The sequence below is a fragment of the Synechococcus sp. Tobar12-5m-g genome, from assembly GCF_024345415.1.
Classification (GTDB): Bacteria; Cyanobacteriota; Cyanobacteriia; order PCC-6307; family Cyanobiaceae; genus Regnicoccus.
Genome location: NZ_JAGQBB010000031.1, coordinates 1 through 24,286, shown reverse-complemented (window position 1 = coordinate 24,286; position 24,286 = coordinate 1). Strand labels below are relative to the sequence as shown.

The following is a 24,286-nucleotide window of genomic DNA, read 5'->3' as shown; positions in this document are numbered from 1 at the left end:
GCGGGCCAGTCCCCAAACATGGTGAGATCAGGCTCATTCCAGCCTGATCTCTGCTGAAATAGTCCAATCCGAACAATTGGTGGACCGCGACTGGCTATGCGGACGTGTTGTCCAGAGCTTCCCTAGCCGACCATCCCGCCAGGACTCCAGCAGCGCAATCCCAGCTGTGGCGAGGCAGCCCGCTGGCTGGATGCGGCGCTGGAGGCAATCGATCCCGACGGCGCCGGAAGCGAGGAGGGTGAGGCGATCGAGGCCCGAGCCGTGGTGCCGGTCGTTTCCCAGTTCCGCCCGTTGCTGAATGGGCTGCTGCTTGTTCTCGCTTTTAGCGGTCCAGCCGGGCACCGCCGATGGGAACTGCGCAACGATGCTCTCGATTGGTGATGGCGACACGATCCGCGTCCTGCAGGGGCAGCAGCGGCTCACGATCCGCCTGGCCTGCATTGATGCCCCCGAGATGGCGCAGGCTCCCGATGGTGCCAACGCCCGCAGCTATCTGCAGAGCCGGCTGCGGCTGGGCTCCAGCGTGACCCTCAGGCCCCAGTCGGTGGATCGCTTCGGGCGCACGGTGGCGGAGGTGATCAGTGGCGTGAACATCAACCTGGCCTTGGTGGAAGACGGCATGGCGTTCGCCTACCGGAAGTACCTGGGCCAGTGCAACGCCAAGGAGTATCTGGATGCTGAGTTCCGGGCTTCCCGCAGCCGCACCGGGGTGTGGAGGGTGCCGGGCGGCATCACCCGGCCCTGGGACATCCGCCGCGGCAGATCGGCGGGGCGATCAGCCAGCAGCACCGAGTCGATTCCTGGTGGCCAGATGCTTCGCTGCAGTGAGATCGGCTCCTATGCAAGCTCAGGAGTTGCTGCGCCAAGGTCACACGTACCTGGACGGAAATGGTGATGGCAAGGCCTGCGAAAGCCTCCGGTGAAGGGCCAGACACCCGTACCTTCATCACCTGACAGTGTTAGGCTTGGACGTTACCATCTCCTTATACACGCTCCACCAACATGGCTCTCACCGGTGCTGATCTACTTGCCAAAGTCAAGGAACTGAGCGATGCCCCCAAATCGGAGCTGGTGCGGGCCGCCGGCTACCTCAGCACCAAGAAAGACGGCAGCGAACGGCTGAACTTCACCGCCTTCTATGAGGCGCTGCTGGAAGCCAAAGGCGTGAGTGTAGGCAATGGCATCGGCGCTGGCAAAGGCAAGGCTGGCCGCAGCTTGGGCTTCATCACCAAGATTCAGTTCAACGGCAACCTGATGGTGGGCAAGGCCTACACCGCCCTGCTGGATCTCAAGCCTGGCGATCAGTTCGAGATCAAGCTGGGCAAGAAGCAGATCCGCCTGGTGCCCGTGGGTGGGGCCGACGAGGAGGAATGAGGGGCTGAAACTGGCCATGGCCGCGTCATCCTTCAGGTGAGCCCTCCGATGGCCAGCGCCACCAGCTGGCGCAGTTGCTGAAGCTCGGCGGGGGTGACGCAGGAGTCGGTGGCTGTGGTGATGCGAGTCTTGGCCACGCAGGTGAGATTCTGCGGGAGCAGATAGCTCACCTTCTTGCAGCCGTTGGTCGAGCTGGGCTGCAGCACCACAGTCAGGTCTGGAATGGCCAGCTTGGCGTCGCTCGTCATCGGCACGACCAAGACTGTGGGATAGACAAGGTCAAACAGTGCGCAGTCCTGCACGACCACTGCCGGTCTGAGCTTGTTGGGCTCTGGGGGGTGAGGGTCTCGATCTGGGGCGCCTGGATCTTTGCGCCAGTCGACCGTGACGATTTGCCCTGCCTTCAGCTCCACTCTTTTGGTCAGCCGCCATGGGGCTCAGGTGTGGCCCAGTCGCCGATGAAAGTCTTGGCTTCCGGATCGGCCGCGATGTGGTCGGCCACGGTTTTGCTCTGGGCCTGAATGCGTGCCCGCAGAGCCTCCATGGCGCTCACCGAACTGCTCACCTGCAGGACGCTTCTCCCCCCACGTTGCCGGCGGCGGACTGAATAAGGAGCTTCGAGCTTTTGGCTGGCTTGATCGGCTGGGGTCATGACGGCAGCGGCTTTCGCCAACCTCATGGGCTGATGCTTCAACGTTAGACGTCATTCCGGTCTCGGCTCGATGCTGACGGCACCACATGGCAGGGCGAGGTCAGGCATGGCAAGGGTGAGCACGACAAAGCCCGGTGACGAGGCCACCGGGCTCTGAAGGAGTTTGGTTGATGGGGGCGGAGTGGCTGACGCTGGCACCTGGGGCCAGGGTTCCAGTGGGGCTTCCCGTTGGGTCCGGGGCACCTGAGGCGAGGCCGTTAACGGTGCAGTGGACGGCGGCGGAGCACACACAGCGGAGTCACACGCCAGGGAAGCCAGAGATCCGATGAGAGTGTTGGAGCAGGGGCCGGATCGTCAGCGCGCTCCTGACGGCTGCTCCGGTGGGGTGTCATCCATACTCAGGAGCCTCCCGGTTGCCGATACAAGAACGATCGGATGGCCTACCGGCCAGGGCAATAGGGGTTTATGCCTGAGCGGGTGGAGGGAGCGGCAGATCTGCAGCCTTCAGCCAGCCCCGGGTGTTCACCAGCCGTGCCGCTTCCTGGGCAGCCTCCACGCAGCGGTGCGCGCGGCGTTTGGCGTCGTCCTGGCTCTGGGCCCGCATCAGGTAGCCCTCCATCGCTTCCGGCGTTTCGATCACGGCCAGCAGTCCCTGGGTTCGGCTGCCGATCGAGGGGTCGGCAAGAAGTCGGGTGATCAGGTTCAGCTCCCAGAGCAGCTGGCCTTGGGAGCCGGGCGAAAACAGCTTCTCCAGCAGCACGCCCAGGCACCCTTGCTTGAAGGAATCGAGCTGGCCGGGCCGAAAGCGGCGGCTGTTGGGCAGGCCCTCTGCCGGGCCAGCGTGAAGGCGCGCCGGGGGCGTTTGATTCGCCTCAGGGCTGTGTTCAACGCTCCAGCTCAGCCCCGTTCCCGGCAGCCCCACGGTGGTCCGGGGGGCACCTGAGCGGGCGATGGGGATGTTGAATGACGCCCCGCGGCCACCCAGGGAGATGGAGCTGAGGCCGCTCTTGGCGAAGTTGAAGCGCAGGGGGCCGAAGCGGGCAGAGCGACGGAAGCGGAAGCCCATGGCGATCAGCGATCAGCCTTCAGACCACCGCAGTCCTGCCAGCTATCCAACAGGCGGGACAGCTCGTCCTTCATGGCGGCGAGCTCAGAGATCCGCAGGTTGATCGACTTCATCTTGGCCGCAATGCTGTCTTTCAGAACAGAGCAGTTGCAGACACCAGCGCGCCGCACCTCCAGGATCCTCACCAACTCCGGAATCGACACATCCATCGACCGCAGGGCGCGAATGATCGTCAGTTCAGCGAGATTCTCCTCATCAAACAATCTGTAGCCAGCTGCGGAGCGCTCCTTGGGCTGGAGCAATCCCTCATCGCAGTAGAAGCGGATCGTCTTCACCGGAAGGCTGGTGCGCCTGGCCACCTCGCCAATCCGCAGGCCGGGAGAGGGTTTCGTTGACAGCGATCCCTGGCAGGCCATGGCAAGAACCCTCCACTAGATGGAAGCTTCGCAAGCCTAGGAGGCGCCAGGCCGCGAGTCGACCCCTCGTCACTCTCCAGCAGTCGTGCACTACTGGAGACATCGGCTAGGTTGGGCATCCCCAGCAGGCATCCCTGCGCTCGCCTCTGTCCCATGTCGATCGTTCCAAGTCCATGGGCAGTCCGGACGGCAGCCGCGATCGGCGCCAATCTCCTGCTGTCCGCCGCCGGCCTGGCCGCTCCTGCCGCCGGTTCAGGGGGCGTTCCCGCCCTTTACCGAACCCAGGCAGAAGCGGAGAAGGCCGCCCAGCTGCACTTCAACTGCACCGGCGCCCACAAGATGGGAGATCAATGGATGCCCTGTGCCAAGCACGGTGACGCCCACGGCTCCGGGACTTCCCACTGAGGCCGGGCCCATGGCGCAATGCGGCGATAAGCCAAAACGGATCGCCTTCGGGGTGGCGCCTCTGGGCATCATTTCGATCGGCATCGTGCCGATGGGCGTGGTGAGCATCGGCGTGGTGCCGATGGGGGTGATCAGCATCGGCGCTGTGGCCATGGGGGTGATCAACGCCTCCGTGGTGGGGATGGGCGTGCTGATCGCCGGCGTCAATGTGATGGGTGTCTGGTGGGTCGGCCTGGAGGGGATGGGCCCCTACCGCCTGGGGGGATCAGCCGGGCGGGTTCATCACCACCACGAGCACCATGGTGCCAAGCCGAATCTCTATGCCTACCCGAGCAAGCAGGTGGCTCTCGAAAAGGCGAAGGAACTGGGCTGCGAGGGCGTCCATGCCATGGGATCGCTGTGGATGCCCTGCCGCGAGCATCCCGACCCTTGAAAAGCCAGGGGATCCGCTATCCCCCCGGCCGAGTGATTGCCACCAAGGCAACGCCTTCGGTTTGAGGAAAGATTGTGTTCTGCTCGGCAACTTTGCTATGCATCACCGGCAGATCAGAAAGGCTTCGCTCAGAAAGTGAAGCTTGTCTTGATCAGGCCCCCCAGCTGGTTGAAGCTGTCCCCCGATGGGGTGTCCTGGCCAAGGGGGCGGCTCAGGTAGAAGAGCGCCGGCGTTACAGAAATGTTGTCGGTCACCTGGAACTTGTACCACCACTCCCAGACGTAGTTCCCATCGTTGGGGCTATCGCCGCCCTTCAACGCCGTGGCGAAGACCGGCTGGCCCACCGCCATGCCGAATTGGTTGCCCTTGACGAACACATCGCTCCACTGCAGCCCCACCATCCAGGACTGGCTGGTGCTGACGCTGCCATCGGGCTGGCTGTCGTCGTAGCTGGTGCTGTTGATCCCCCAGCCGGCGCTGATCGAGGGCAGCCAGCCGGAGTTGGCCGGCTGCCAGTAGCCGCTCAGGCCGAAGGCGTTGGTGTATCCGGCAGGTGCAAAGGCGGTGGCGGAGAACGGCGTGGTGCCGGGCACGTCGACACCGGCTTGCAGGTAGGAGTAGATGGCTGCCACGGCCCACTGCTCCTGGCTGTAGCCGATCTGAACCGTGCCCGTAGCCGCTGAGCAGGCGTTGCCGATGCCGCCGCAGATCTCGAAGGTGGCATCCGGTGCCCCGATGTTGCCGTTGGCGGCCACGTAGTTGGCGCTGATCGAGAGGCCGTTGTTCTGCCACCAGAGGCCGGCACCGGGGCCGAGGTTCTTGTTGTAGGCGGCAGGGGCACCGTTGAGGGTTAACACGTTCAGGATCGTGTCACTGGGATACACACTGGGCCAGAGGGCCAGCATGTCCTCCTGGCCGACGCGAGCGCCGATCGTGGCGGTGAAGCTGCTGCCGATCGGGAACTGGTAGAAGAGCTTGTCGATGCCCACCACATCGGGCCCGGCATCCTCCTCAAAGGCGATCTCCAGGGTGGAGAGTCCGCCGGTGGGTCCGGCGCCGCCGAAGGCGCTGCTGCCGAAGTTGCCAGCCCTCAGGATCGTGCGCAGCAGGTCCTTGCCGGTGAAGCTGGTGTCGAAGCTGAGCTGCACGTCGTAGGAGAAGGTGGTGGCGCCCACCTCGGCCCGGGTAGCGTCGATTGCCGAGCTGGCGCTGCCCCCGAAGGCGTTAGCCCCCACGACGAAGGTGGCCAGACCGCTGAGCTTGGTGGTGGTGGAGAACTGATTCGCCTCCAGCTCACCCACCTTGGCTTCGAGGCCGTCGACGCGGCCCTTGAGCACGGCGAGCTCGCTCTCGAATTCCTTCAGCAGGCGGCGGAGCTCATCGGTCACCTCGGTGATCCGATCCAGGCAGGCGTTGAGCAGGGCGGCAGCTTCCCAGCGGCTCAGCGGCTGCTCGCCACGGAAGGTGCCATTCGGATAGCCAGCCACGCAGCCGTAACGCTCCACAAGGTTGGAGAGGGCCTGGTAGGCCCACTCGGTGGGCTGCACGTCGGAGAACTGGGTGATGCTGGTGACCTGCTCGCTGCTGGCACCGCCGGTGCTTGGGGCATACCGGTTGATCCCTTGAAGGTTCAGCTGAAGGTTCAGCTCGGCGGCTGTGGCAGCGAATGCGGCCAGCGGGGCCAGCAGGCCGAGGGTGGCGGGGACGATCCGGTGAAGCAGGGACAGGGCCATCGACTTGGAAGAAAGGTGACCGGAGGGCGCGGAACGTCAGCGTCCCAGGTGAGATCTGAGAATGATAATGATTCTTCTTCGATGGGATGGCCTGCTGGGCCGCTTGTCCTTCTGGGCAGGGCGCCCCAGCTGCCAGCCGAATGCTGCGTCAGCCATCTCCTCCTTCACCGCCCTCACCACCTTCGCCGCCCTCTTCGCCTTCCCCGGCCTTGTTGTCCTTGTGCTCCTTGTCGGCGCCACCGCCATCGGGTGTCGGTTGCTCCACGTCTGGTGTGCTGGGTTCATTGGATTCGGGCGCCTTGCCACAGCCCGCCATCCCGGTGATGAGCCCGGTGGCGGCAAGGAACAGGGCGATGCTGGAGCGCGGACGTGGCATGGTCGATCCCAGGCGGTCGAGCCCAATTGTGGGTCGCCGAAAGGCTCCTGCTCCTCCAAGGGGCACCCCCGGCCGTGCCATTGGTTACAGAGCGCTCTGGGGTTCCTTGCTTGGTGCCCCCAACCCCCGGCATGGAACAGTGATCGCTGGTGAGAGCCGCCGCAGGTCGGGTCGATGCGCTTCCAGAACGAATCGCTCGTTCCTCCCGATCAGATCGCCAGCTGGAGAGACAGGCTGCTGGCGCCGGAGTCGCAGTGGCGCCCCGGCCAGGAGACCGCCGGCTGGCACGCCCGCTCCGTCAAGCACAACCGCCAGCTGGAGCGCGGCTCGGCCCTGCACCAGGAGCTGGCGCCGCTGGTGCACCAGGCCCTGCTGGCCCATCCCCTGCTGGCCGCGGCAGCGCTGCCGGCCCGGATCCACGGCCTGCTGTTCAGCCGAACGGGCGTGGGCGAGGGCTACGTACGGCCGCCACGTGGACAACGCCTTCATGGCCGAAGGACGCTCCGATCTCTCCTTCACCCTGTTTCTCTCGGAGCCGAGCAGTTACCAGGGCGGCGCCCTCGTGCTGGAGTTCCCCGACAGCGAGGAGGCGGTTCGTCTCGGCGCCGGTGATGTGATCGTCTACCCCAGCACCCTGCTGCACCGGGTGGAACCGGTGACGGAGGGGGAGCGGCTCGTCTGTGTGGGCTGGATCCAGAGCCGCCTCCGCAACGCGGAGCAGCGTGAGCTGCTGTTCGAACTCGACACAGCCCGGCGGCAGCTGTTCAGCCAGCAGGGCAAGAGCGAGATCTTCGATCTGCTCAGCCGCAGTTACACCAACCTGTTGCGCATGTGGGGTGAGTGAGTGTTGATGCCGGCAGCCTCTGCTGTGATGCGGCCCCCGGTGCCATTGGTCACGCGATCAGGTGACGGCCTGGCAGAGATGTTGGAAACGGCTGGTGGATATTGGCCCCACACGCCATGCAACAGCCGTGCCCCGAATCCGCCCCTGGAGCCAAGCCCTGGCCTTGGGCCTGCCTCTGTGCCTGGGCCTGGGCCTCACCGGTTGTGGCACACCCAGCAACACGGCGGCCCCCACGGACGAGATGGTGGTGAAGACCTTCGTGGAGAAGGTGGTGCAGCCGAACCACACCAAGCTGGTGGCGGAAACCGGCGCCCTGCGGGCGGCCATCCAGCGCCTCACGGACCAGCCTTCCGACGAGCACCTGGAGGCCGCCCGCCAGGCCTGGCGGGCGGCGCGCCAGACCTGGGAGACCAGCGAGAGCTGGGCCTTCGGCCCCGCTGAAACGGAAGGGTTCGACGGCGCCTTGGATTCCTGGCCCGTGAACCGCAAGGACCTCGCCACGGCCCTGGGCGGTGCCCCGTTCACGCCCGAAACCTTCGCCGCCCTCAGCGATACCGCCAAGGGCTTCCACGGCATCGAATGGGTGCTCTTCGGTGGGCGCACCGGCCAACGTCCTGACGCCGCCCAGCTCACGCCCAATGATCTGGCCTATCTGCGCCTGGCGGCCGACGACCTGCACCGCCAGGCCGAAGGACTCCTGGCCAGCTGGTCGGGTTCCCAGGGCTTCGGTGCGCGGATCAGCTCTCCCGCTGAAGCCGGCACGGCCCTGCAGGAGATGCTGCATGGCCGTGCCGGCCTGCTGCAGGAGGAGGGCGACGAGAAGCTGGGCCAGCCGCTGGAAACCCGGGATCCCCACACCCTGGAGAGCGCCGACAGCGGCAACACCCAGGCCGACCTGCTCGCCAATGTTGAAGGCGCCCGCCAGGTGCTGCTGAGCACCGGGCTGCTGGAGCTGATCCGCAGCAAGGATGCGGAGTTGGGCCAGCAGATCGACACCCAGACGGCCCAAGCGGTGGCCTTGGCCAAGGCCCTGCCCCATCCGATCAACGATCACCTCGACAACCCCGCCTCCCGGCAGGCGTTGGAGGAGCTGATCACCCAGCTGCACAGCACGGCGAAGCTGGTGGAGCGGTCGGTGCCGCTGCTGTCCTGATGCCCCGTCTCAGTCAAAGCCTGCTGCTGGCCCTGCTGGCTCTGGCGGTGGTGCTGGGTGTGGGGCTGCAGCGCGGCTGGGGCGCCGCCGATCCCCAACGGGCGGCCGGCGCGATGATCGTGACCAACCGCACCTCGGCCTCCTTCGAGCAACCCGCCGCCGGCCTCAGCCCCGCCGAACTGGAGCGCCACCAGGTGGCCGATGGGCTCTTCGATCGCACCCACGTACCCCTGGAGGGGGCTGCTGGAGCGGGCCTGGGCCCCCGCTTCAACGCCGCCTCCTGCATCGCCTGCCATGTGCGCAATGGCCGCGGCCGGCCGCTGATGGGGGAATCCCTCGTGCGGGTGGCCCTGCGGGATGCGAGGCCCGTGCCGGGCATCGGCCACCAGGTGCGCGATCGGGCCGTGCTGGGCGCCCAACCCGATGCCGCCGTGCAGGTGGAGTGGCAGGAGCAGGCGGGCCTGCGGCGGCCGTTGGTTCGCCTGGAGGCAGAGGCTCCCCTCGATCTCTCGCCCCAGTCGGTGGCCCGTTCCCTGCGAGTGGCGCCTCCCCTGGTCGGCCTGGGCCTGCTGGAGGCGGTGCCGGAGGCCACGATCCTGGAGCGCGCCGACCCCGACGATCGCGACGGCGACGGCATCTCCGGCCGGCCCCACTGGCTCAAGGGCGACGGCGGCCGGCGGCAGCTGGGGCGCTTCGGCTGGAAGGCGCTCTCCGCCTCGGTGCAGGACCAGACCGCAGCCGCTTTCCTCAACGACATGGGCCTAACCAGCCCGGGGGACATCGGTGCGCGTGAGCTGAAGCTGGTGACCTTCTACACCCAGACCCTGGGGGCGCCCCGCACCGCCTTGCCGGCCTCCAGCCCGGTGGTGCGGCGGGGGCAGGAGCTGTTCAGCGAGCTGCAGTGCGCCCGCTGCCACGTGCCGCAACTGGCCACGGCTCGCTCCCGGCCCAGGTGATCAACGACCAGAGGATCTGGCCCTACACCGATCTGCTCCTCCACGACCTGGGCCCCGGCCTCGATGACGGGGTCTCGGAGCGGGGGGCGGCCGGGAGTGAGTGGCGCACGGCTCCCCTTTGGGGCCTGGGCCTCACCCAACGGGTGAACGCCTCGGCGGGCTTCCTCCACGACGGCCGGGCTCGCACGATCGAAGAAGCGATCCTTTGGCATGGCGGCGAGGCGAAAACGGCGAAGACCCGCTTCGTGGGGTTGCCGAAACAACGCCGAGAGGACCTGCTGGCCTGGTTGCGGCAGCTCTGAGGGCGTCGTTTCCGCACCTACAGGAGCGGCTGATCAGACCAACTCCTGGCGCTACCCCGAGCACAAGGGTGTCAGGCCGAATCTCTACACCTACCCCAGCAAGCAGGTGGCCCTCCAGAAGGCGAAGGAACTGGGCTGCGAGGGCGTCCACCCCATGGGGTCGCTGTGGATGCCCTGCCGCGAGCATCCCCAGCCGTGAGCCAGCGCCTTCAGCGCACCAGCAGCCCGATCGGTCCGAGCACCAGGAAGCCGCCGAACAGGGCCAGCACCAGGGCCAGCTTGGCGGTCCAATGGGCCGGCAGGCGCCGCAGCACGAGGTAGGTGCCGCCACTCACCACCAGCGAGCCGGCGAACGCCCCCAGCCACCAACTGGCGGCCGTGAGATCGCCGGGTGCCTCCTTGCCGTGGAGCATGGCGTGCACCGCCACGGCGGTGGCGATCAGGGCGCCGCAGAAGCCCAGGGCCGGCGCCTTGCCGGAGCGGTGGCTGCGCAGCACCAGCACCGCCACGGCCGAAATCGCCAGGGCCGCGATCACCTCAGCCGCCGGCAGGCCACCGCCCATCGCCCCGAAGACGCCACCGCCGATGGCGCCGGCCAGGGCCCAGAGCAGCAGCTGTCCGGAGATGTAGGAGGCGGCAGCCCCCACCCCGATCAACAGCAACAGGTGGTCGGTGCCGAGCAGGGGATGGAGGAAACCAGCGGCGATGCCGCCGTGGGCAAGGCCATGGGCCTGGGCCGGCTGGGCCGCCAGGACCACAGCCAGGGCCGAGAAACAGACGATCGGGGCCAGGGACCTGGCGGTGGGATTGGAGGGTGAAGTCATCGAACATCCCGGTCCACGCCGGGGTTGAGGGGAACAGGAAACGGCGAGCGTTCTGACTCAGGAACCGCACCGAAGGGTGGTGCTCCATCACAGCTGCGGGACAGCGCCGGATTTCCACCGGACTTTCCTCGTTGCCTTTTGGGCGTGACCACCGAAAACCGTTCGCTCCCATTGTGCGCCGATTGCCGCGGCGGGGCCCTCGCCTGGCGCAAGCATCAGACTTCCGCTGGCCCTGGAACGGAACGATGGCGCACACGTCACCCGTGCAGATCGCCCGCCTGGTGCGGCAAGGGGTGGCGCTGTTCTTCGTGTTCATGCTCAGCGCCGAACTGCCCGGCCAGATCTTCCACCTCGCCCAGCACCTGATCTGGCCGCAGCCCGGTGCCATCGGGGGAACATTCGAACACGTCGGGGTTCTGCTGGCCTATCTGCTGGCCCTGGTCTGTGCCCTGTTCTTTGCCCAGCAGGAGCTGGGCCGCACGCCCTTGCTGAAGACCTATCCGCCTGGTGAGCCCATTCCGCTCGCCTTCCATGTTCTTGGCATGGCGTCTGGCTTGCTGGCGCTTTTCATTCAGCGCTGATGGAGACGACCATGAGGCATCCCCCACGCGCGATTCATCTCCAGGGGAGTCAGTCCCTCAGCGGATCGCCGCTGGTCCAGCCACCGTTGCGCCGCACCCGTGACGGCCGGGAGACAGTGGTCTTGGTCATCTGCCGATCGAAGCTGCCCCGCGAGGGGGCCATGGCGACGGAGAAGGCAATGCCCGGCGCGCCGACGACCTGCTGGGGCCAGATGCCGGTGCGGGGCTTGGCGTGCACCCGAGCGATCTGAGCCGGGGCCTTCATCGATTTGGCGCTGATCATGGTGGCGGGCATGGCTGAGTTCCTTGTGTTCAGGCTCCATTGCCAGGCCACAGCCGGCGCTGGCAAGGGGTGCTGACGTCTTACGGCTGCGCTGATGCCTCCTGCTACTCGTGGCGCTGCCACCCGTCATCACCTCGGCTCGGCGCTGGGTGAGAAGCCCATGCCGTCAGGCCCAGCAGGCCCCTGGCGCGTGACGGCCAGGATCAGTGGAGGCTTAGTGCAGATCAGCAACAACCACGAGTCGCGGGTGATCCGCAAAGCGGAAGTGGAGGCCTACCTGCGCAAGGGCAAGCCCTGGTGATTCGAATCCTGCGGGGGGCATAAAGGGGGGGGCTGCGCGCTGCCTTACGCCGTCGGCACCCAGTTATCAACATGCAGGCCGCTCACCTGGGCAAACTCCCGGGTGTTGTTGGTGATCAGCGTGGCCTGCAGGCTCAGGGCATGGGCCGCGATTATCGTGTCGAGTGAGCCAATCGGTGTACCCCGGCGTTCCAGGTCCGCACGCAGATCTCCATAGGCCCAGGCGGCGCGGTCGTCGAAAGGGAGAATCGTGAGTGGGGCGAGAAACATCTCCAGGGCCTGGCGGTTGCGCGCCGAACCACTCTTGGCCACCCCGAACGCCAGCTCGGCGGCCACCACACTGCAGACTCCGATCTCGCCCAGCCGGTAGTTCTTGAACCGCTCCAATACCGCCGCTGGCTTGGCATTGATGATGTAGATGCAGATGTTGGTATCGAGCAAAATCATGGGCTGATCGCCTCCCGGATCTGCTCTTCGGGTTGCTCGCGCGTAATCACAAACCCTGGCTCGAAGGCCGCCAGCCCCGCTTCCAGGGTTTGCCATGGGTCATCGATGGGCAGCAGCAGCACCCCATTGCCGAAATGCTTCACCACCACCTCGCTGCCGCTGAAGCGGTACTCCTTCGGCAGCCGTACCGCCTGGCTGCGGCCCGATTGGAACAGACGTGCGGTGTCCATGGCAGGCCCTGATCGGGTAGTGACCCATGGTAGCTACCACGGATGGAACTGGGCTCACGGCCACAAGGGTTCGAGGTGCGCAGGCCTCACAGCCCTTGCCCGCGCGACGCACTTGAGTCAGTGAGAACGCAGCAGCAGCGCAGTCCTCTTCAGCCCTCTAATGTAGTCACAAAAGCAGCAGCTCCCATGGCTGATGTAGTCGCAAAGCAGGTGTCTGTGCGGGATCTCAAGACCCACCTCTCCGAGTGGCTGGCCCGCGCCCAGGCCGGTGAGGTGGTGGAAGTCACCTCCCACCGCAGGCCCATTGCCCGCATCACCGGCCTCAGAACAGCTGAGCAGAGTTCGACCCATCGCCTGCAAGCGACCATTGATGCCGGCATCGTGAGCTGGAGCGGCCAGAAGCCTGTGTTTCCCCCGCCGGTTCGCCTCAGCGCTGAAGGGAAGGTCGTGAGTGAGATCGTGCTGGAAGACCGGAATTGAACCGGTGATCCTGTTCTGCAACACCAGCGCGCTGACCTTTGCCTGCTTCGATCGCCGGCCCAAGCAGGCGGCGGCGCTGCTGCAGATGGAGGTTCTTTCCTGAGGAGTGACGCTTTGACCCGTTGACAGCCGATCGGCTCAGGGATGGGCGTGACCGTGCTGTTGGGCAGCTGGCAGGGGCTGACCGGCATCGTCGAGCAGCTCCACGCTTTCCTGCTCGTTGGGGTCGGAGCGGGTGACGATCGCGATCGCTGGCTCCGTGGCGCTGAGATTCACCGGTTGATGGGGAAGATCGGCGGGAATGAAGATGAAATCGCCGGCGCGGTTCACCACCCGCTGGCGCAGACCGGTGCCATAGCGGGTTTCCACCGTTCCCTGCAGCAGGTAGATCGCCGTCTCGTAGTTGCGGTGGCGATGGGCCCGGGCCTTGGCACCAGGCGGTATGACGATGCGGTTGAGCGAGAGCGTGCGGGCCCCGCTGTTGGCACCGGAGATGCCCACGAATCGCCCCAGACCCTGGCGGCTGCCTTGTTGCGTGGCCGGCCGCACCGTGATGACGCCGCCGTCGCCAGGACGGCCGATCACCTCGTCCGTGCGAGCAGGCGACGCCTGCGCCAGCAGCCCCAGTCCACAGATCAGCGCTAGTGCACGGCGATCAGTCAGCACACCCACCTCCGCAATCGCTCCACTCTGTTCCAGATCAGCCGCAGTCGACCCATTGGGTGGTGGTGAACCACAGCCAGCTCCGCTTGGTGATCCGCTCTGGCAAGAGGTGTGGAGAGGTAAGAGGATTGGTGGCTGGAGCACGAGACGAGCTGGCGGCCCTACTGGGTGAGGCGCCGGCGGGGCCTGCTGACCCAGGCCCCTGGCGCGTGACGGCGTCCATCACCGGCGGGTTGGTGCAGATCAGCAATCACCACGAGTCGCGGGTGATCCGCAAGGCGGAAGTGGAGACCACCTACCTGCGCAAAGGCAAGCCCTGGTGAAGGGGCCAGTGCAGACCGGCCCCTTATGACCTCAGGCCGCAGCCAGTGGCTCTGTTGCCCTGGCGGCCTGGACCCGCTCGATCTCTGCCTCATAGGCGGCCTCCAGCGCCGCATCGATCTCCTGGATGCGGGCCAGGAACTGCTCCATCGCCGGGATCAGCTCTTCCTCCAGAAGGGTGATCTCTTCCTCGCCATAGGGGTGATCGATCCAGAGACGGCGGATCGGTTGGCCTCGGTGGGTGCGCAGCAGCCGGGTGAGCGCCAGGTGGCTGGAGTGGACCAGGGCGACGGGATCCTGGCGGGAGAGGGAATCGAGCCAGAGGGACATCGGACCTGGCGCCGGAGCGCAGCGATGGGACGCCAGCAGCACCGCCGGATCAGGCAAGGGGCGCGAAGCGCCTCGCGCAGCCCTTGCCCCGGCGGATGATGCGCGATCCCACCGCCAGCCCCAATGGGGCCAGCCCCAGAGGGGCAGCCCCGCTGTTGGGCCCTCAGGCCAGCTCGGCCTTGAGGGCAGCGAGGCCTGCCTGCCGGCGCCGCTGCACTGACATGGCGCTGATGCCGAGCTTTGCGCCGATCTGGCGGAGGCTCTGGCCCTCCAGCACCGAGAGCCGGATGATCGCGGCCTGGGCAGCAGGAAGCCGATCCAGCAGGGCCTCGATGCCCACGCCACCGGGCTGGCCCGGCTGCTCGGGTGCTTCCAGCTGATCGATCCAGATCGCGCCGCTGGGCAGGGGGGAATGCAGGCTCTGGTGGCTCCAGGGGTGGCCGCCCTTCTCGTGCTGACGCCTCGGGACGCGGACCAGGCGGCCGTGATCGCGGAGGTGATGGAGCAGGGCGCCTTTGATGCAGCGCCTGAGATAGCCGGCGGCAGAGGCTGGCTCGGTGACTTGGCGGCAAGAGAGCCAGAGCTGCATCTGGGCCACCTGGCGGGCATCCTCCACCTCGAGGACCCGGCTGCCGGTGGCCATGCTGATCGCGATGGAATTGGCGAGGGGCAGGAACTGACCGAAGAGGGCATCGGCCTGGGTGGGCTTGGGGGCCATGGGCCTGATCGCGTAGGACGCGCGACCCCAGGCCTCGACGGAGGAAGAGGCCAAGCTGAGCAAGGCCAAGCGGCAGACCATCCCCCGAGCCGCCCCACCGCTGCCCGGCTGGCTGGAGGTGCTGCCCCGCCATGCCCAGAGCGCAAGGCTGCTCGCTGCAACAGCGATCGACGGCCGCCCACCTCTTGCTCAGGCCCCTCTGGCCCCCTCTCAGCGTCCGGGGTGTGTCAGCGCCGCCCCGCCGAGCAAGGCGATCAGCAGTTTCAAGGTGGCATCAAAGGCTGAGGTCACCTGATCGAGAACGCGTGGGCAGACCTCGACCACCTTCTGGCGCTGGGTGTAGGCCACATTTCCGCAGATTGCTGTCGCCAGGCTGTACAGGCTGAGCTGGGTGATGATCACGACCGCCAGCAACTTGAAGATGAACCGCTCCCGATCGAAGGGTTGCTCTGGGCCGCCGCCATTTCTCCCGTTCGCTCCACTGCTCGGGTTGTTGTCTGCCATCGCTCACGAGAACAGCCAGGCCCAGCCCGATGACGGGCCTTCCGGCAGCCAGCGGGGGTTGGTGTTCTGGAACGAGTAGCGCAGCCCTCTCCCGGCGCCATTGCCTTGCTTGGCCCAGGTTCCGCGGATCAGATCAAGATCGCCGTAGGGGTCATGCACCAGCCAGCCGCTGCTGTCGTAGCCCCGCACCGCGATGTAGTGGCCGCCGCCGCTGGGTGCTGAGACCGGACCCTTGTGCAGGATGCCGATCGCCAGGCCGTAGCCCTTGTCGATTTCGGCCTTGGCCCGCTCCACTGTGCAGTTGGTGAGGAACCGACCGGGTGCGTTCAGCTCGGCGAGGGCCTTGACGTGAGCGGCCTGGCTGGTGGTGTCGCCGTACTTCTCCACCACCCGCAGGTAATCGAGGTCGTCGCGGATGCCAGCAACCTTCAAGAAGGCGAGGTTCATGGCGATGCTGGAGCTCTGGCAATGACGCCAGCCCTCGGGGCCGTTGTTGAGCTGCTCAAAGAACGGCAGCGGCAACGGATTGCCCCTCGCCGGCGGAGGCTGTGCCTCTTGCTTGTCGCTGAACGTCAGCGCCCAGGTGGCCTGCTCATCGAGGATGTCGCCGCTGCCTTCCAGCTCGGCGATCGAGCGATACAGCCCCCAGATGCCGGAGACCTGCTGGGGTTCACCCTTGAAGGCCTCCCAGCGGTCCTGGAACCGCTCCGGGGTCATCGGCGTGGCCATGGCGCGGCAAGGGGGTCTCGGCTGCAACCCATTGCCAGGGTCAGAAGCGGTACGCTTTGACGTACGTGGCTGACGCACTGCTCTGGTGGCCAGCATCTCCGCGACAGAAGCCCGCAAGCGGCTCTATGCCCTCATCGATGAGGTCGGCGACTCGCATGAGCCGGTGCAGATCACCGGCAAGCGCGGCAATGCCGTGCTGCTCTCCGAGGCCGACTGGAACGCCATCCAGGAGACCCTGCACCTGGTCTCGATCCCGGGGATGCGCGAGTCGATCCTCGATGGGTTGGCCACACCGGTGGCGGACTTGCATGGGCAGCCGGGCTGGTGAGCTGGAGCGCCAGAACCGCCATCCCCCTTAAGCTGTAGGACGAATCGTTAAACAGCTGGGGATCATGGCGATCGGGGTGCGGGTGGAGCCGGAACTCGAGCGGCAGCTCGATCAGCTCGCCCGGCAGCTCGGCAAGAGCCGCAGCGCCTGCGTGCGCGACGCCATCACCCAATACCTGCTGCGCCATGGCGATGGCGAGGAAGCCCGCCGACAGTCGCAACTGTTGGCCGAAAGGGAACCCCAACAGCACTGGAGCGAACAGCTGCCCGACTGGAGCGACTGGACCGCATGAGCCTGCCTGCGCTCCGCCGCGGCACTGTGGTGACTGTCGCCAGCCCGGGTGTTTACTCCGGCAAACCCAGACCAGCGGTGGTGGTGCAGGCCGATCGCTGGTTGCAGGCCCATCCCAGGGTCACCCTTTGTCCGCTCACCAGCACCCTGGTGGAGGCGCCCCTGGTCCGGCTTCCCGTGCAGCCAACGCCACGCAATGGCCTGCAGAAGCCGTCCCAGTTGATGGTCGACAAGCTGTTCACGGTGCCGACCAACTCCCTCGGCAAGGTGGTGGGGCAACTGGAGCCCCAGTTGCTGATCGAGCTGGATCTGGCCCTGCGGGGGTGGCTGGAACTCCCTTGATGGCCGCCGCTTGAACCCATCGATGCCGATGTTGGTGTCCGGCAGACAACGCCTCTTCGCCGGATCAGAACGACTCGCGTTCGCCCTGCTGCTGGGACGCCCGCTCCCCCAGGCAGTCGTCGGGCACTGTGGGACCACCCTGGAAGAAGCTGTCCCAGCTGCGGCCGAGCGGAGCGATGATCCGCTCCTGACCGCAGGCACGGACCTCCACCTTCTGGACGGAGTCGGGAAACCGCAGTTGGGCCAGAATCCGCACGGCCTGGCTGCGGTGGCTCAGAAACAGCTTGGCGACCGCGCGCATCGAACCGGTTTGATTTACGGCAAGTCTGTCTCTGGATGGCTTGTCCCGGCATCGTCATCAAAAAGCCCGGCCGTAGCCGGGCTTGAGCTGCGCTCAATAGGGCAGCAGCGCCAGGATCTTTGGATCAAGAGCCCGCTGCGGCAGCGCCGCCTGCCGCTCAAAGAGGATCTGATCGGCCAGCTCTGCGAGCCGTGAGAGCGGCACCCAGGCCGAGTGGCAGATGGTGCTGATGCGATCGAGGGATTCGGAGCTGTGGCGCTCCAGTGCAGCGCGCCGGAACTTGGAAGCCATGGGGAGCTGGAGAAGGACCCCCAAAGCCGGGCGGGGTGGGGTCAAGGGCGGCTTTGCCGCTCGCGTCAGCCCTTGAGGCCACCCCGCACCATGACGGGGCCTGACCAGCGCCCAACCCTTTCGGTGGCTGGCAATAGATGGGTGACGTTGCTGGGTACACCCGGAGCAAGCATGGGCCTCTCCCTGATCGAGGCTGCCAAACACGAGACGCGGGTGGAGCGCCTGGCCGTGATCAAGACCTTCACTGAGGGTCAACTGATCAGCCGCCTGCCCTTCCGCAACCTGCTTGGTGGTGCTCTCAAGTTCGCCGTCGAGAAGAAAATGCCCCGCGTCGGCTTCCGCGCCGTCAATGAGGGCTACCGCCGTGATTACGGCGCCGTGGAAAACGACACCGAGTTCGTCCACCTCTTCGGGGGGGATCTCGATGTGGACCGCTCGATCGTGGACCTCAACGGCCCGGAGGCCAGGGCCAGCCAGACCGAGCAGAAGGTGCGCTCGATGCGGCTCACACTGGAAGCAGCCGTGATCAACGGCGATGCCGCCTTTGACCCCCGCGCCTTCAACGGGCTCAGCAAGCGGCTCACCCCCGGCGGCCCCCAGACCGTCGACAACACCTCCGGCAGCGTCAAGCTCACCCGGCTGGAGGCCCTGGTGGACTCCGTCAATGCCTACGGCAGCGAGAAGGTGCTGCTCACCAGCAAGGCGGGCCGCCGCCAGATCAGCTCCGCTTGCCGCGCCGCTGGGGGTGATCTGTATCAGGTGATGGACGGCCGCCACTGGTTCGAGGACACCGAAATCCTCTGCCTGGAGGAAGACGCCAACGGCAACGACGTGCTCGGTTTCGGCGAGGCGGGCGGCACCACTTCGATCTACTGCTGCGCCTTTGGCGATGAGCAGATGACCGGCCTGCAGGGACCGTTCGAGGGGCGCTACGGCATCTCGGTGCGGGACTTCGGCGAAGTGCAGGACGCCCCGGTGTTCCGCACCCGCGTCGATTGGTACGTGGGCTTTGCGGTCTGCGATCAGAAGGCGATCGGGCGCCTGTACAACATCGGCCCCGCTCTGACCTGAGGCCCAGAAGGCCACACCGCTCGATCTGATTCCCCTGAGGACACGACCATGACCGCTTCCGGCAACAAGCTCATCGATGCCGTCACCACGCTGGTGGGCTGGATCAACTACAGCGCCACCGACCCATTCGAGCGCACCCGGGTGAGCGCTGAGATCGTGCGCCTGAGCATTCCGCTCGACACCGTCGAGCACTTCACCCTGCTGTTCTCCCACCCCGGTGCTGCCGCCGCCGTGACGGCCGTGCTGCAGGTGGCGCCGCTGCTCAAGGACGGCACCACCGGCACCTGGGTGACCGCCGCCACCGTGGCGGTTCCCGCCGCTGGTGGCCAAATCGAGGCGACGATCAGCGGCGATGCCCTGGTGCCCGCGGCTGGTGATCTGGCCAACGTGGTCGATCCCTGCTTCTTCTTTGCGCGCGCAACCCTGACGCCTTCGACGCCGGCGGGTGCCCACGTCAGCCTCACCCACGGTTGAGCCGATGAGCGACTCCAGCCCCGGCGACCTCAATGGCTCCGTGATCGAGGCGACGGCACTCGCCAATCCCGTCGTGCGCCCCACGGTGCCCGGCTCCCCCTGGGCGCCGCCCCAACCCCTGACGCAGGGCTCGGATCCGACGGTGCCGACGGCGCCGCCGCTCGATCCGTTGCCCGATGAACCCTCTGATCGCATCCGCCCCTCTGATCCGACGATGTCGATGGCACTCACCGATGCGATGCCGAGGCTGGATGTCCCCCCCGAGGGGATGATCCGGATCACCCGTGGCAGTGAGACCCGCTACTGCTTCCCCTGTCACATGGACGGTTGGCAGGCCCTGGGCTGGCAGGCGCATGCTCCCAGCCTTCCGGGTGCTGACGGGGAGGACGGTTGATCGCCGGTTGATCCCAGCGAGGGACTGGCGGTGATCACGGCGGTGAAAGGTGGTCCCTACACGATCGGAGTGGAGGCACCGGGTCAGGAGGTGCAACTTGTTGGCTCGAACTTTGAGCCCGGAAGCACGGTGGTGATTCAGCCTCCCTCGCTCTCCACGGCTTCTGCGGTCAAGGTGTCCAGCCTGACGGAGTTGGTGTTCTCCCTGGCCACCGGCAAGGTTTTGGCCGCTGAGGACTGCTTGATCGCCGTGGCCAACTCGGTGGGAACGGGACCCTGGTTCCCGATCACGCTCCACGAGAGGCCTGCACCGTCCAGTCCTGAGCCGGCCCTGGCGGCGACGGCTGAGGACTTGCCCGATTACGCCGCGATGACCAAGGCGCAGATCATTGCCGAAGTGGAGCGCCGCTACGGCGTGGCGCTGGATCCGGGAATGACGAAGGCGGAGCTGGTGGCCGAGGCCGAGCGGCTGGCCTCCGGTGGCCTGACTGCCGAGGCGGAACCTGACTCCCAGGACGAGCTCCCGGCCCTGCCGCTGGATCTGCTGCGCTGATCCCACAGCACCGCCATGCCGTACCCCCTGCCCACTGCCTCCGACCCCACCAACGGGCGGGTGCGGATCATCCCCCCGGTGGGCTGTCCGGGCAGCGAGGAGTGGGTGCTGGTGCATGAGGCGCCTCGCTGGCTGGAGCTGAGCTTCCGGCTAGGGCCGGTGCCGGCCCTGCCGCTGGAGTTGTTCTGGATGCCGGCGCCCAGCCGCTGGAATGATCCGCTCGGTGCAGCGCCGATCGAGCTGGCGGTGAACCCGTTGGGGCTGCCGGCCCAGGACTTTCAAGTGGACTGGGGCGATGGCACCAGCGAAACCGTGCCATGGACGCCCTACCGCCCGGATGTGCCCAAGGTGCGGCACGTCTATGGCCAGCGGCTGGACCTGAGCCTGACGGTGACGATGGGGGTGAACATCGCCACGTTGGCGGTGGCGCTGCTGGGCTGCCCCCTGCCGCCGAATCTGGTGCCGAGCGATGGCAGCGGTGGCGCGGGCAGCCTGGCCGGCGTGGAGCCGCTGGTGCCCAGCGATGGCCTTGACGGCCTGGCCTACAACGGCAGCCGCGCTGAAGTGTGGCGCCTGCGCCTCCATCCCCAGGGCGGCCTGGCGTTGCTGCCCTCGCCGGTGGATGGCAAACCATCGCTGGTGGTGATGAACGGCTCCGGTGCGGCCAGCCGCGGCACCCGCTGGTATGCCGGGGACGGCCCACCGCCGAGCGAGGGGCTGAACCCGCCGCCGGCACCTGGCGATCTGTACTTGAACCGGGTGAACGGCCAGGTGTTTGAACTGATCGTCTGAGACGCCTGCGCTTGATTCTGCAGCCTTTGGTGGTTGCGGACTTGACGTGCAGCCGCGCCCTTGGCGCTCACTGGTAATAGACGGTGTCCATCTCCCTGTCGAGGAATGTCCTGGAGTGTGGTGTTGGTACCTCTATCCGTTGCCCTGCTGGTCCAGCTGGTGCTGACGGAGCGACTGGCGCGCAGGGTGCATTCAGCCCGGCTGGTCCGGTTGACCCGACTCGTCCTTCTGGTGCAACTGGCCCTGCTGGTCCGTCTAGCCCTGCCGCCGCCGATGACCAGCAGCGCCCTATCGGACCCGTTGGGCGAGAAGGCCACAAAGACCCACAAGCACCAGCCGGCGACACACCTGCTGATGCAGCAACCTTTCATCCCTCGTTGACTTCTTGTCTTTGCTGACTATCTGGCTGGTGGGGTCCAGGAATCATCAGTGGCAATAGCTGGGGTGAACCGCTGGGGGAGTGGATGACGTCTTGGGGTGCCCTCGGGTTGTCGCTGCGGGGGCCGGAAGGTCCAGCTGGAGCTGCTGGCCCGGCGGGTAGCCAGGGCCCAGCCGGCGCCCAGGGCCCCCAAGGTGTGGCCGGCACCGCCGGCAGCACCGGACCCGCTGGGCCCACCGGAGCAACAGGTCCGGCGGGGGCAGCCGGGCCCACCGGCCCTACCGGCCCGGCCGGGCCAACCCCCGCACGCCAGACCGTCAGCTCCACGACCAGCAGCCTGGCTAATGCCGCCAGCGCAGATTTCACGCTGACGAGTGGCAAGCTCGCTCAGCTGCTGGCGGTGACGCTGAGCCATGCCAGCTGGCTGCGGATCTATCGCTCTGCCGCGCAGCGAACAGCAGACACCAGGACGACACCGGGGGGAACACTGCAAGCGTTGATCGATCTGGGCGATGCCCGTCCCTATGCCGAGGTCGTTACCACGGCAGCCGCGCAGACCGTGACGCTCAACCCGGTGCCGGAGCTTCCTGGCGATGGCTCGGGGCTGGTCTACGCCAGGTTGCGCAACAACTCGGGCGGCACCGTTGCAATCACGGCCGACCGTTTAATCCTCACCCTGGAGAACTGACCATGGCCGTCACGAAAGTCACCTACACAGCAGCGGCAACTTGGACGGCATTTCAGCTTGCCAACATCTTCAGGGATGCCTTCATCGATGCTGGGCTGATGACAGCTTGGTTTGACACCTTTCTCTCTGGCTCGGTTGAGAACAGAGTGCTGGAGATCACCTACAACGGCTCGAAGACACACGGGAAGACTTACTACTGGTTCCAGTTCACCACTACCGGGGTTTTCGTCCACATTGCGACAAGCTGGAATGCCGGCTCCGATATTCCGAGCGGTACGGCATTCCTGGATCATTTCGCAACCACCACCAACGCGACCAGCAACCACCTACAACTTCTTAGCCTTTCTACAACTACAACCACAACACTAACACGCTATACGTCAGTGGGCTACACGATGTTCCTTTTGCAATCAGGGTCAACTAACTATGCATTTCTTATTGCGCCAGCTACTGCTATGATTAACCCCTTGGTTGACCTCGACAGAGTAAACTTCCATCACTTTCTAAGGCTGAGGACAGCTGTAAATAACAACACCGGCAGGTCCTGGTTCGAAAATCAATTGCAGTTGCGCCGAAGCTTCAACGGCGGGCGTGGACTCAGGGGAAGCACGAACTTGGGTGACTTTATCTCCCATAACCACACTGTAATGGCATACGGCATGGTGGGAAATGCCAATAACTCTGCTGTTACTAACCTAGGCGGCTTGAACGCAGGGGCGGGAGCAATGGAGGCTCTCTACTTGCCAATTGGATACAACAACACAAATCCAGCCTATGGAACAGATGTGGTGCCTGTATTTAGAAGCCCTAAATATAGTCTCTATTTAGACGACAACCTGCCAGCAGACTTTGGAGTTGCGGCCCATTACGCAAATAACACAATGGCAGTTAGGGATACGCTCGTCGTCTCTGCGGGTGTCGAGGAATGGGAAATCATCCAAGTTACCAACAGTGCCGCAATCACGACCGGGGCCTCTCCCTGCATTCTGGCTAGGACGGTAGGCTAATGCCAAGCTTTAACCAGTCACCGTCAGGGCAATCGACTGTTGCCATTCCAGCGTCTATCGCATCGGCAACAGCAGGAAGCGACGTCGGCCCTGCAAACTTAAGCTTAATTGCAAGAGGCTATTTTCAGTTTATTGACTTAACCTCCAGCGTATCAATAGCGGGGGCGGGGTCAGCCCCGCCAGTAACACTCGCAACCACAGGCCAGATATGGCCAACGACTGCGGGATGAGCGGGAACATCAGCCTCGGTGCTGCGATGACCTACTTCGGCATCGATCGCGGCTTACGGCTGATCACCGCCATGGTCTGGACCGGCAGCGCCTGGATCCAGCGGCCAGCGCCAGGGAGCTGACAACAACTACGCCGCGCTGACACTGCTCAATCATCCTGGACAGTTCGCTTTTCAGCCACTGCTGTCCTGATCGGCCACCAGCAGCAGGCCGCCAATGATTGCCAGGTTCTTGAACAGCTGGATCCTCTCCACCTTGTCCGCCACATCGCCATGGAACAGCAGGGTGGTGGGCACCAAGAACAGCAGCAGCAGCACCACCCCGAGCCTGGCTTTCCAGCCGCTGATCACCAGGGCCGAACCCACCGCCATCAGTGCCATGGCGGCCACCAGCAGCACGGGCGCCAGCGGCAGTTCCTTGGCCGCAATGGCTCCGGCCACGCCGGCAAAGCCCGTCAGCTTGCCGATCACGGCATGAATGAACACCAGGCACAGCAGCACCCGGGCGATGCGGCTCAGCAACGAGGGCTGGTGGCTTTGCTGGCTCATGGGGAGGCGAGGTCTGCTGCGGACATTGTGCGGTCGGTGGCCAACGGTCGGGCGGTTGCTCGCGTCATGGCCGGCTGGCATCTGCCTCGCCGACGCTGAGTCCTCCGGCTCCGCTCGTGCTGAAACTCCGCCAGCTCGCTCGTGGGTCCCTGGGGGTCGGCAGTCAGGACATGCCAGGACCGGTCTCCACCAGGCCCATGCGCGGCGGTCGCGACCAGCAGAACGGCAGGGCCTTGTGGAGCCCCGCCGGCTGGCTGGCCTCAATAGGGCAGCAGCGCCTCCAGCTCTGGATCGACCGGCAGGGCATGGGCTGCTGACTGCTGCTCGAACAGCACTACAGCGGCCAGCTCAGCTAGGAGTTTGTTGCTGATAGAGCAGCGCCCTGCCGGGTATGGCGAATCGCCCCCCTAAGCCGAGTTACTGCAAGGAAGCGGACGCACTGGGGTTCCGCAGACCATTCCCATCGTCGGGCCCTGGC

General features: G+C 65.9%; 42 protein-coding genes, 1 pseudogene and 1 riboswitch. Of the genes and pseudogenes, 25 read left to right on the top strand and 18 right to left on the bottom strand.

What is annotated here, in order from left to right:
* The first annotated feature begins 364 nt into the window (after positions 1-364).
* Both KBY66_RS14455 and KBY66_RS14450 read left to right on the top strand, forming a co-directional pair.
* On the top strand, positions 365-895 hold the full coding sequence (locus KBY66_RS14455; protein WP_255090316.1) for a thermonuclease family protein: 531 nt from the start codon (positions 365-367) through the stop codon (positions 893-895).
* Between the two features lie 107 nt (positions 896-1,002).
* On the top strand, positions 1,003-1,374 hold the full coding sequence (locus KBY66_RS14450; RefSeq protein ID WP_255090315.1) for an AbrB family transcriptional regulator: 372 nt from the start codon (positions 1,003-1,005) through the stop codon (positions 1,372-1,374).
* A gap of 32 nt (positions 1,375-1,406) precedes the next feature.
* Here KBY66_RS14450 and KBY66_RS14445 read toward each other — a convergent pair whose 3' ends face one another.
* From KBY66_RS14445 to KBY66_RS14430, 4 genes are all read right to left on the bottom strand, one after another.
* Positions 1,407-1,787: a type II toxin-antitoxin system PemK/MazF family toxin gene (locus KBY66_RS14445; protein WP_255090314.1), complete on the bottom strand. Its 381-nt coding sequence runs from the start codon at positions 1,785-1,787 to the stop codon at positions 1,407-1,409.
* 8 nt (positions 1,788-1,795) lie between these two features.
* On the bottom strand, positions 1,796-2,026 hold the full coding sequence (locus KBY66_RS14440; RefSeq protein ID WP_255090313.1) for a hypothetical protein: 231 nt from the start codon (positions 2,024-2,026) through the stop codon (positions 1,796-1,798).
* A gap of 463 nt (positions 2,027-2,489) precedes the next feature.
* Positions 2,490-3,092: a DUF4236 domain-containing protein gene (locus tag KBY66_RS14435; protein ID WP_255090312.1), complete on the bottom strand. Its 603-nt coding sequence runs from the start codon at positions 3,090-3,092 to the stop codon at positions 2,490-2,492.
* A 5-nt stretch (positions 3,093-3,097) separates the two neighbouring features.
* Positions 3,098-3,508 (bottom strand): MerR family transcriptional regulator, encoded by a 411-nt coding sequence (locus tag KBY66_RS14430; RefSeq protein WP_255090311.1) that lies wholly within the window; start codon positions 3,506-3,508, stop codon positions 3,098-3,100.
* A 153-nt stretch (positions 3,509-3,661) separates the two neighbouring features.
* Here KBY66_RS14430 and KBY66_RS14425 point away from each other — a divergent pair, with 153 nt between their 5' ends.
* A complete protein-coding gene (locus KBY66_RS14425) occupies positions 3,662-3,913 on the top strand; it encodes a DUF3721 domain-containing protein (RefSeq protein WP_255090310.1) in 252 nt (83 codons plus the stop codon).
* Positions 3,914-3,923: 10 nt separating this feature from the next.
* Positions 3,924-4,346 (top strand): hypothetical protein, encoded by a 423-nt coding sequence (locus KBY66_RS14420; protein WP_255090309.1) that lies wholly within the window; start codon positions 3,924-3,926, stop codon positions 4,344-4,346.
* 128 nt (positions 4,347-4,474) lie between these two features.
* On the opposite strand, the gene KBY66_RS14415 is transcribed toward KBY66_RS14420, so the two are convergent.
* Both KBY66_RS14415 and KBY66_RS14410 read right to left on the bottom strand, forming a co-directional pair.
* Entirely contained in the window at positions 4,475-6,079 is a 1,605-nt protein-coding gene (locus tag KBY66_RS14415; protein WP_255090308.1) for an iron uptake porin, read from the bottom strand.
* A gap of 148 nt (positions 6,080-6,227) precedes the next feature.
* Positions 6,228-6,455 carry a hypothetical protein gene (locus KBY66_RS14410; RefSeq protein ID WP_255090307.1) on the bottom strand — a complete coding sequence of 76 codons (228 nt, stop codon included), beginning with the start codon at positions 6,453-6,455 and terminating at the stop codon, positions 6,228-6,230.
* A 174-nt stretch (positions 6,456-6,629) separates the two neighbouring features.
* On the opposite strand from KBY66_RS14410, the pseudogene KBY66_RS15780 reads away from it, so the two are divergent.
* The 5 genes and pseudogenes from KBY66_RS15780 (at position 6,630) to KBY66_RS15775 (ending at position 9,909) form a co-directional block, all read left to right on the top strand.
* Positions 6,630-7,299: pseudogene (locus tag KBY66_RS15780) on the top strand (Fe2+-dependent dioxygenase).
* Between the two features lie 127 nt (positions 7,300-7,426).
* Complete coding sequence (locus KBY66_RS14395) at positions 7,427-8,452, top strand: imelysin family protein (protein ID WP_255090304.1); 1,026 nt, start codon at positions 7,427-7,429, stop codon at positions 8,450-8,452.
* Positions 8,452-9,408 carry a di-heme oxidoredictase family protein gene (locus KBY66_RS14390; protein ID WP_255090303.1) on the top strand — a complete coding sequence of 319 codons (957 nt, stop codon included), beginning with the start codon at positions 8,452-8,454 and terminating at the stop codon, positions 9,406-9,408. Before KBY66_RS14395 ends, KBY66_RS14390 begins: the two co-directional genes overlap by 1 nt.
* Positions 9,405-9,710 carry a di-heme oxidoredictase family protein gene (locus tag KBY66_RS14385; RefSeq protein ID WP_255090302.1) on the top strand — a complete coding sequence of 102 codons (306 nt, stop codon included), beginning with the start codon at positions 9,405-9,407 and terminating at the stop codon, positions 9,708-9,710. Before KBY66_RS14390 ends, KBY66_RS14385 begins: the two co-directional genes overlap by 4 nt.
* Positions 9,619-9,909 carry a DUF3721 domain-containing protein gene (locus KBY66_RS15775; protein ID WP_315855520.1) on the top strand — a complete coding sequence of 97 codons (291 nt, stop codon included), beginning with the start codon at positions 9,619-9,621 and terminating at the stop codon, positions 9,907-9,909. Before KBY66_RS14385 ends, KBY66_RS15775 begins: the two co-directional genes overlap by 92 nt.
* Before the next feature lie 10 nt (positions 9,910-9,919).
* Here the strand turns inward: KBY66_RS15775 and KBY66_RS14375 are convergent, their stop codons facing one another.
* Positions 9,920-10,534, bottom strand: a complete 615-nt coding sequence (locus KBY66_RS14375; RefSeq protein ID WP_255090301.1) for a HupE/UreJ family protein — start codon at positions 10,532-10,534, stop codon at positions 9,920-9,922.
* 24 nt (positions 10,535-10,558) lie between these two features.
* Positions 10,559-10,712, bottom strand: a riboswitch (cobalamin riboswitch).
* A 67-nt stretch (positions 10,713-10,779) separates the two neighbouring features.
* Here KBY66_RS14375 and KBY66_RS14370 point away from each other — a divergent pair.
* Positions 10,780-11,115, top strand: coding sequence for a hypothetical protein (locus KBY66_RS14370; RefSeq protein WP_255090300.1), 336 nt, complete (start codon positions 10,780-10,782; stop codon positions 11,113-11,115).
* Positions 11,116-11,164: 49 nt separating this feature from the next.
* Here KBY66_RS14370 and KBY66_RS14365 read toward each other — a convergent pair whose 3' ends face one another.
* Positions 11,165-11,410 (bottom strand): hypothetical protein, encoded by a 246-nt coding sequence (locus KBY66_RS14365; RefSeq protein WP_255090299.1) that lies wholly within the window; start codon positions 11,408-11,410, stop codon positions 11,165-11,167.
* A 148-nt stretch (positions 11,411-11,558) separates the two neighbouring features.
* On the opposite strand from KBY66_RS14365, the gene KBY66_RS14360 reads away from it, so the two are divergent.
* Complete coding sequence (locus tag KBY66_RS14360; protein ID WP_255090298.1) at positions 11,559-11,699, top strand: hypothetical protein; 141 nt, start codon at positions 11,559-11,561, stop codon at positions 11,697-11,699.
* A 44-nt stretch (positions 11,700-11,743) separates the two neighbouring features.
* Here the strand turns inward: KBY66_RS14360 and KBY66_RS14355 are convergent, their stop codons facing one another.
* Both KBY66_RS14355 and KBY66_RS14350 read right to left on the bottom strand, forming a co-directional pair.
* Positions 11,744-12,145 (bottom strand): type II toxin-antitoxin system tRNA(fMet)-specific endonuclease VapC, encoded by a 402-nt coding sequence (locus KBY66_RS14355; protein ID WP_255090297.1) that lies wholly within the window; start codon positions 12,143-12,145, stop codon positions 11,744-11,746.
* A complete protein-coding gene (locus tag KBY66_RS14350) occupies positions 12,142-12,375 on the bottom strand; it encodes an antitoxin (protein WP_255090296.1) in 234 nt (77 codons plus the stop codon). Before KBY66_RS14350 ends, KBY66_RS14355 begins: the two co-directional genes overlap by 4 nt.
* 186 nt (positions 12,376-12,561) lie before the next feature.
* On the opposite strand from KBY66_RS14350, the gene KBY66_RS14345 reads away from it, so the two are divergent.
* Positions 12,562-12,855 (top strand): type II toxin-antitoxin system Phd/YefM family antitoxin, encoded by a 294-nt coding sequence (locus KBY66_RS14345; RefSeq protein ID WP_255090295.1) that lies wholly within the window; start codon positions 12,562-12,564, stop codon positions 12,853-12,855.
* Positions 12,856-12,993: 138 nt separating this feature from the next.
* Here KBY66_RS14345 and KBY66_RS14340 read toward each other — a convergent pair whose 3' ends face one another.
* On the bottom strand, positions 12,994-13,527 hold the full coding sequence (locus tag KBY66_RS14340; RefSeq protein ID WP_255090294.1) for a cupin domain-containing protein: 534 nt from the start codon (positions 13,525-13,527) through the stop codon (positions 12,994-12,996).
* 122 nt (positions 13,528-13,649) lie between these two features.
* On the opposite strand from KBY66_RS14340, the gene KBY66_RS14335 reads away from it, so the two are divergent.
* The gene (locus tag KBY66_RS14335) at positions 13,650-13,841 is read left to right on the top strand and encodes a hypothetical protein (protein ID WP_255090293.1); all 192 of its coding nucleotides are present in this window, start codon (positions 13,650-13,652) and stop codon (positions 13,839-13,841) included.
* Positions 13,842-13,872: 31 nt separating this feature from the next.
* On the opposite strand, the gene KBY66_RS14330 is transcribed toward KBY66_RS14335, so the two are convergent.
* The 4 genes from KBY66_RS14330 to KBY66_RS14315 form a co-directional block, all read right to left on the bottom strand.
* Entirely contained in the window at positions 13,873-14,226 is a 354-nt protein-coding gene (locus KBY66_RS14330) for a hypothetical protein (protein ID WP_255090292.1), read from the bottom strand.
* Positions 14,227-14,332: 106 nt separating this feature from the next.
* Positions 14,333-14,941, bottom strand: a complete 609-nt coding sequence (locus KBY66_RS14325) for a sigma-70 family RNA polymerase sigma factor (protein WP_255090291.1) — start codon at positions 14,939-14,941, stop codon at positions 14,333-14,335.
* Positions 14,942-15,097: 156 nt separating this feature from the next.
* Positions 15,098-15,391 carry a hypothetical protein gene (locus tag KBY66_RS14320; RefSeq protein ID WP_255090290.1) on the bottom strand — a complete coding sequence of 98 codons (294 nt, stop codon included), beginning with the start codon at positions 15,389-15,391 and terminating at the stop codon, positions 15,098-15,100.
* A 3-nt stretch (positions 15,392-15,394) separates the two neighbouring features.
* A complete protein-coding gene (locus KBY66_RS14315) occupies positions 15,395-16,120 on the bottom strand; it encodes a C39 family peptidase (protein ID WP_255090289.1) in 726 nt (241 codons plus the stop codon).
* A gap of 85 nt (positions 16,121-16,205) precedes the next feature.
* On the opposite strand from KBY66_RS14315, the gene KBY66_RS14310 reads away from it, so the two are divergent.
* From KBY66_RS14310 to KBY66_RS14300, 3 genes are all read left to right on the top strand, one after another.
* Entirely contained in the window at positions 16,206-16,448 is a 243-nt protein-coding gene (locus tag KBY66_RS14310; RefSeq protein WP_255090288.1) for a type II toxin-antitoxin system Phd/YefM family antitoxin, read from the top strand.
* Positions 16,449-16,512: 64 nt separating this feature from the next.
* Positions 16,513-16,740: a ribbon-helix-helix domain-containing protein gene (locus KBY66_RS14305; RefSeq protein ID WP_255090287.1), complete on the top strand. Its 228-nt coding sequence runs from the start codon at positions 16,513-16,515 to the stop codon at positions 16,738-16,740.
* Positions 16,737-17,081, top strand: coding sequence for a type II toxin-antitoxin system PemK/MazF family toxin (locus tag KBY66_RS14300; RefSeq protein WP_255090286.1), 345 nt, complete (start codon positions 16,737-16,739; stop codon positions 17,079-17,081). The genes KBY66_RS14305 and KBY66_RS14300 overlap by 4 nt, the downstream gene beginning before the upstream one ends.
* A 64-nt stretch (positions 17,082-17,145) precedes the next feature.
* Here KBY66_RS14300 and vapB read toward each other — a convergent pair whose 3' ends face one another.
* Together vapB and KBY66_RS14290 are read right to left on the bottom strand one after the other, a co-directional pair.
* A complete protein-coding gene (gene vapB / locus KBY66_RS14295; protein WP_255090285.1) occupies positions 17,146-17,382 on the bottom strand; it encodes a type II toxin-antitoxin system VapB family antitoxin in 237 nt (78 codons plus the stop codon).
* Between the two features lie 93 nt (positions 17,383-17,475).
* Positions 17,476-17,673 carry a hypothetical protein gene (locus tag KBY66_RS14290; RefSeq protein ID WP_255090284.1) on the bottom strand — a complete coding sequence of 66 codons (198 nt, stop codon included), beginning with the start codon at positions 17,671-17,673 and terminating at the stop codon, positions 17,476-17,478.
* A gap of 171 nt (positions 17,674-17,844) precedes the next feature.
* Between KBY66_RS14290 and KBY66_RS14285 the strand changes: the two genes are divergently transcribed.
* The 9 genes from KBY66_RS14285 to KBY66_RS14245 all read left to right on the top strand — a co-directional run bounded on the left by KBY66_RS14285 (position 17,845) and on the right by KBY66_RS14245 (position 23,382).
* A complete protein-coding gene (locus tag KBY66_RS14285) occupies positions 17,845-18,744 on the top strand; it encodes a major capsid protein (RefSeq protein ID WP_255090283.1) in 900 nt (299 codons plus the stop codon).
* Between the two features lie 48 nt (positions 18,745-18,792).
* Entirely contained in the window at positions 18,793-19,218 is a 426-nt protein-coding gene (locus tag KBY66_RS14280) for a hypothetical protein (protein WP_255090282.1), read from the top strand.
* A 4-nt stretch (positions 19,219-19,222) separates the two neighbouring features.
* On the top strand, positions 19,223-19,612 hold the full coding sequence (locus KBY66_RS14275; protein WP_255090281.1) for a hypothetical protein: 390 nt from the start codon (positions 19,223-19,225) through the stop codon (positions 19,610-19,612).
* A gap of 30 nt (positions 19,613-19,642) precedes the next feature.
* Positions 19,643-20,164: a hypothetical protein gene (locus tag KBY66_RS14270; RefSeq protein WP_255090280.1), complete on the top strand. Its 522-nt coding sequence runs from the start codon at positions 19,643-19,645 to the stop codon at positions 20,162-20,164.
* Between the two features lie 15 nt (positions 20,165-20,179).
* Positions 20,180-20,956: a hypothetical protein gene (locus KBY66_RS14265; RefSeq protein ID WP_255090279.1), complete on the top strand. Its 777-nt coding sequence runs from the start codon at positions 20,180-20,182 to the stop codon at positions 20,954-20,956.
* A gap of 210 nt (positions 20,957-21,166) precedes the next feature.
* Positions 21,167-21,337 (top strand): hypothetical protein, encoded by a 171-nt coding sequence (locus KBY66_RS14260; protein ID WP_255090278.1) that lies wholly within the window; start codon positions 21,167-21,169, stop codon positions 21,335-21,337.
* An 83-nt stretch (positions 21,338-21,420) separates the two neighbouring features.
* Complete coding sequence (locus KBY66_RS14255) at positions 21,421-22,023, top strand: hypothetical protein (protein WP_255090317.1); 603 nt, start codon at positions 21,421-21,423, stop codon at positions 22,021-22,023.
* Positions 22,024-22,025: 2 nt separating this feature from the next.
* Positions 22,026-23,030, top strand: a complete 1,005-nt coding sequence (locus tag KBY66_RS14250; protein ID WP_255090277.1) for a hypothetical protein — start codon at positions 22,026-22,028, stop codon at positions 23,028-23,030.
* Between the two features lie 226 nt (positions 23,031-23,256).
* Positions 23,257-23,382 carry a hypothetical protein gene (locus KBY66_RS14245; RefSeq protein WP_255090276.1) on the top strand — a complete coding sequence of 42 codons (126 nt, stop codon included), beginning with the start codon at positions 23,257-23,259 and terminating at the stop codon, positions 23,380-23,382.
* A 51-nt stretch (positions 23,383-23,433) separates the two neighbouring features.
* On the opposite strand, the gene KBY66_RS14240 is transcribed toward KBY66_RS14245, so the two are convergent.
* Positions 23,434-23,808, bottom strand: a complete 375-nt coding sequence (locus KBY66_RS14240; RefSeq protein ID WP_255090275.1) for a DoxX family protein — start codon at positions 23,806-23,808, stop codon at positions 23,434-23,436.
* Between the last annotated feature and the right edge of the window lie 478 nt (positions 23,809-24,286).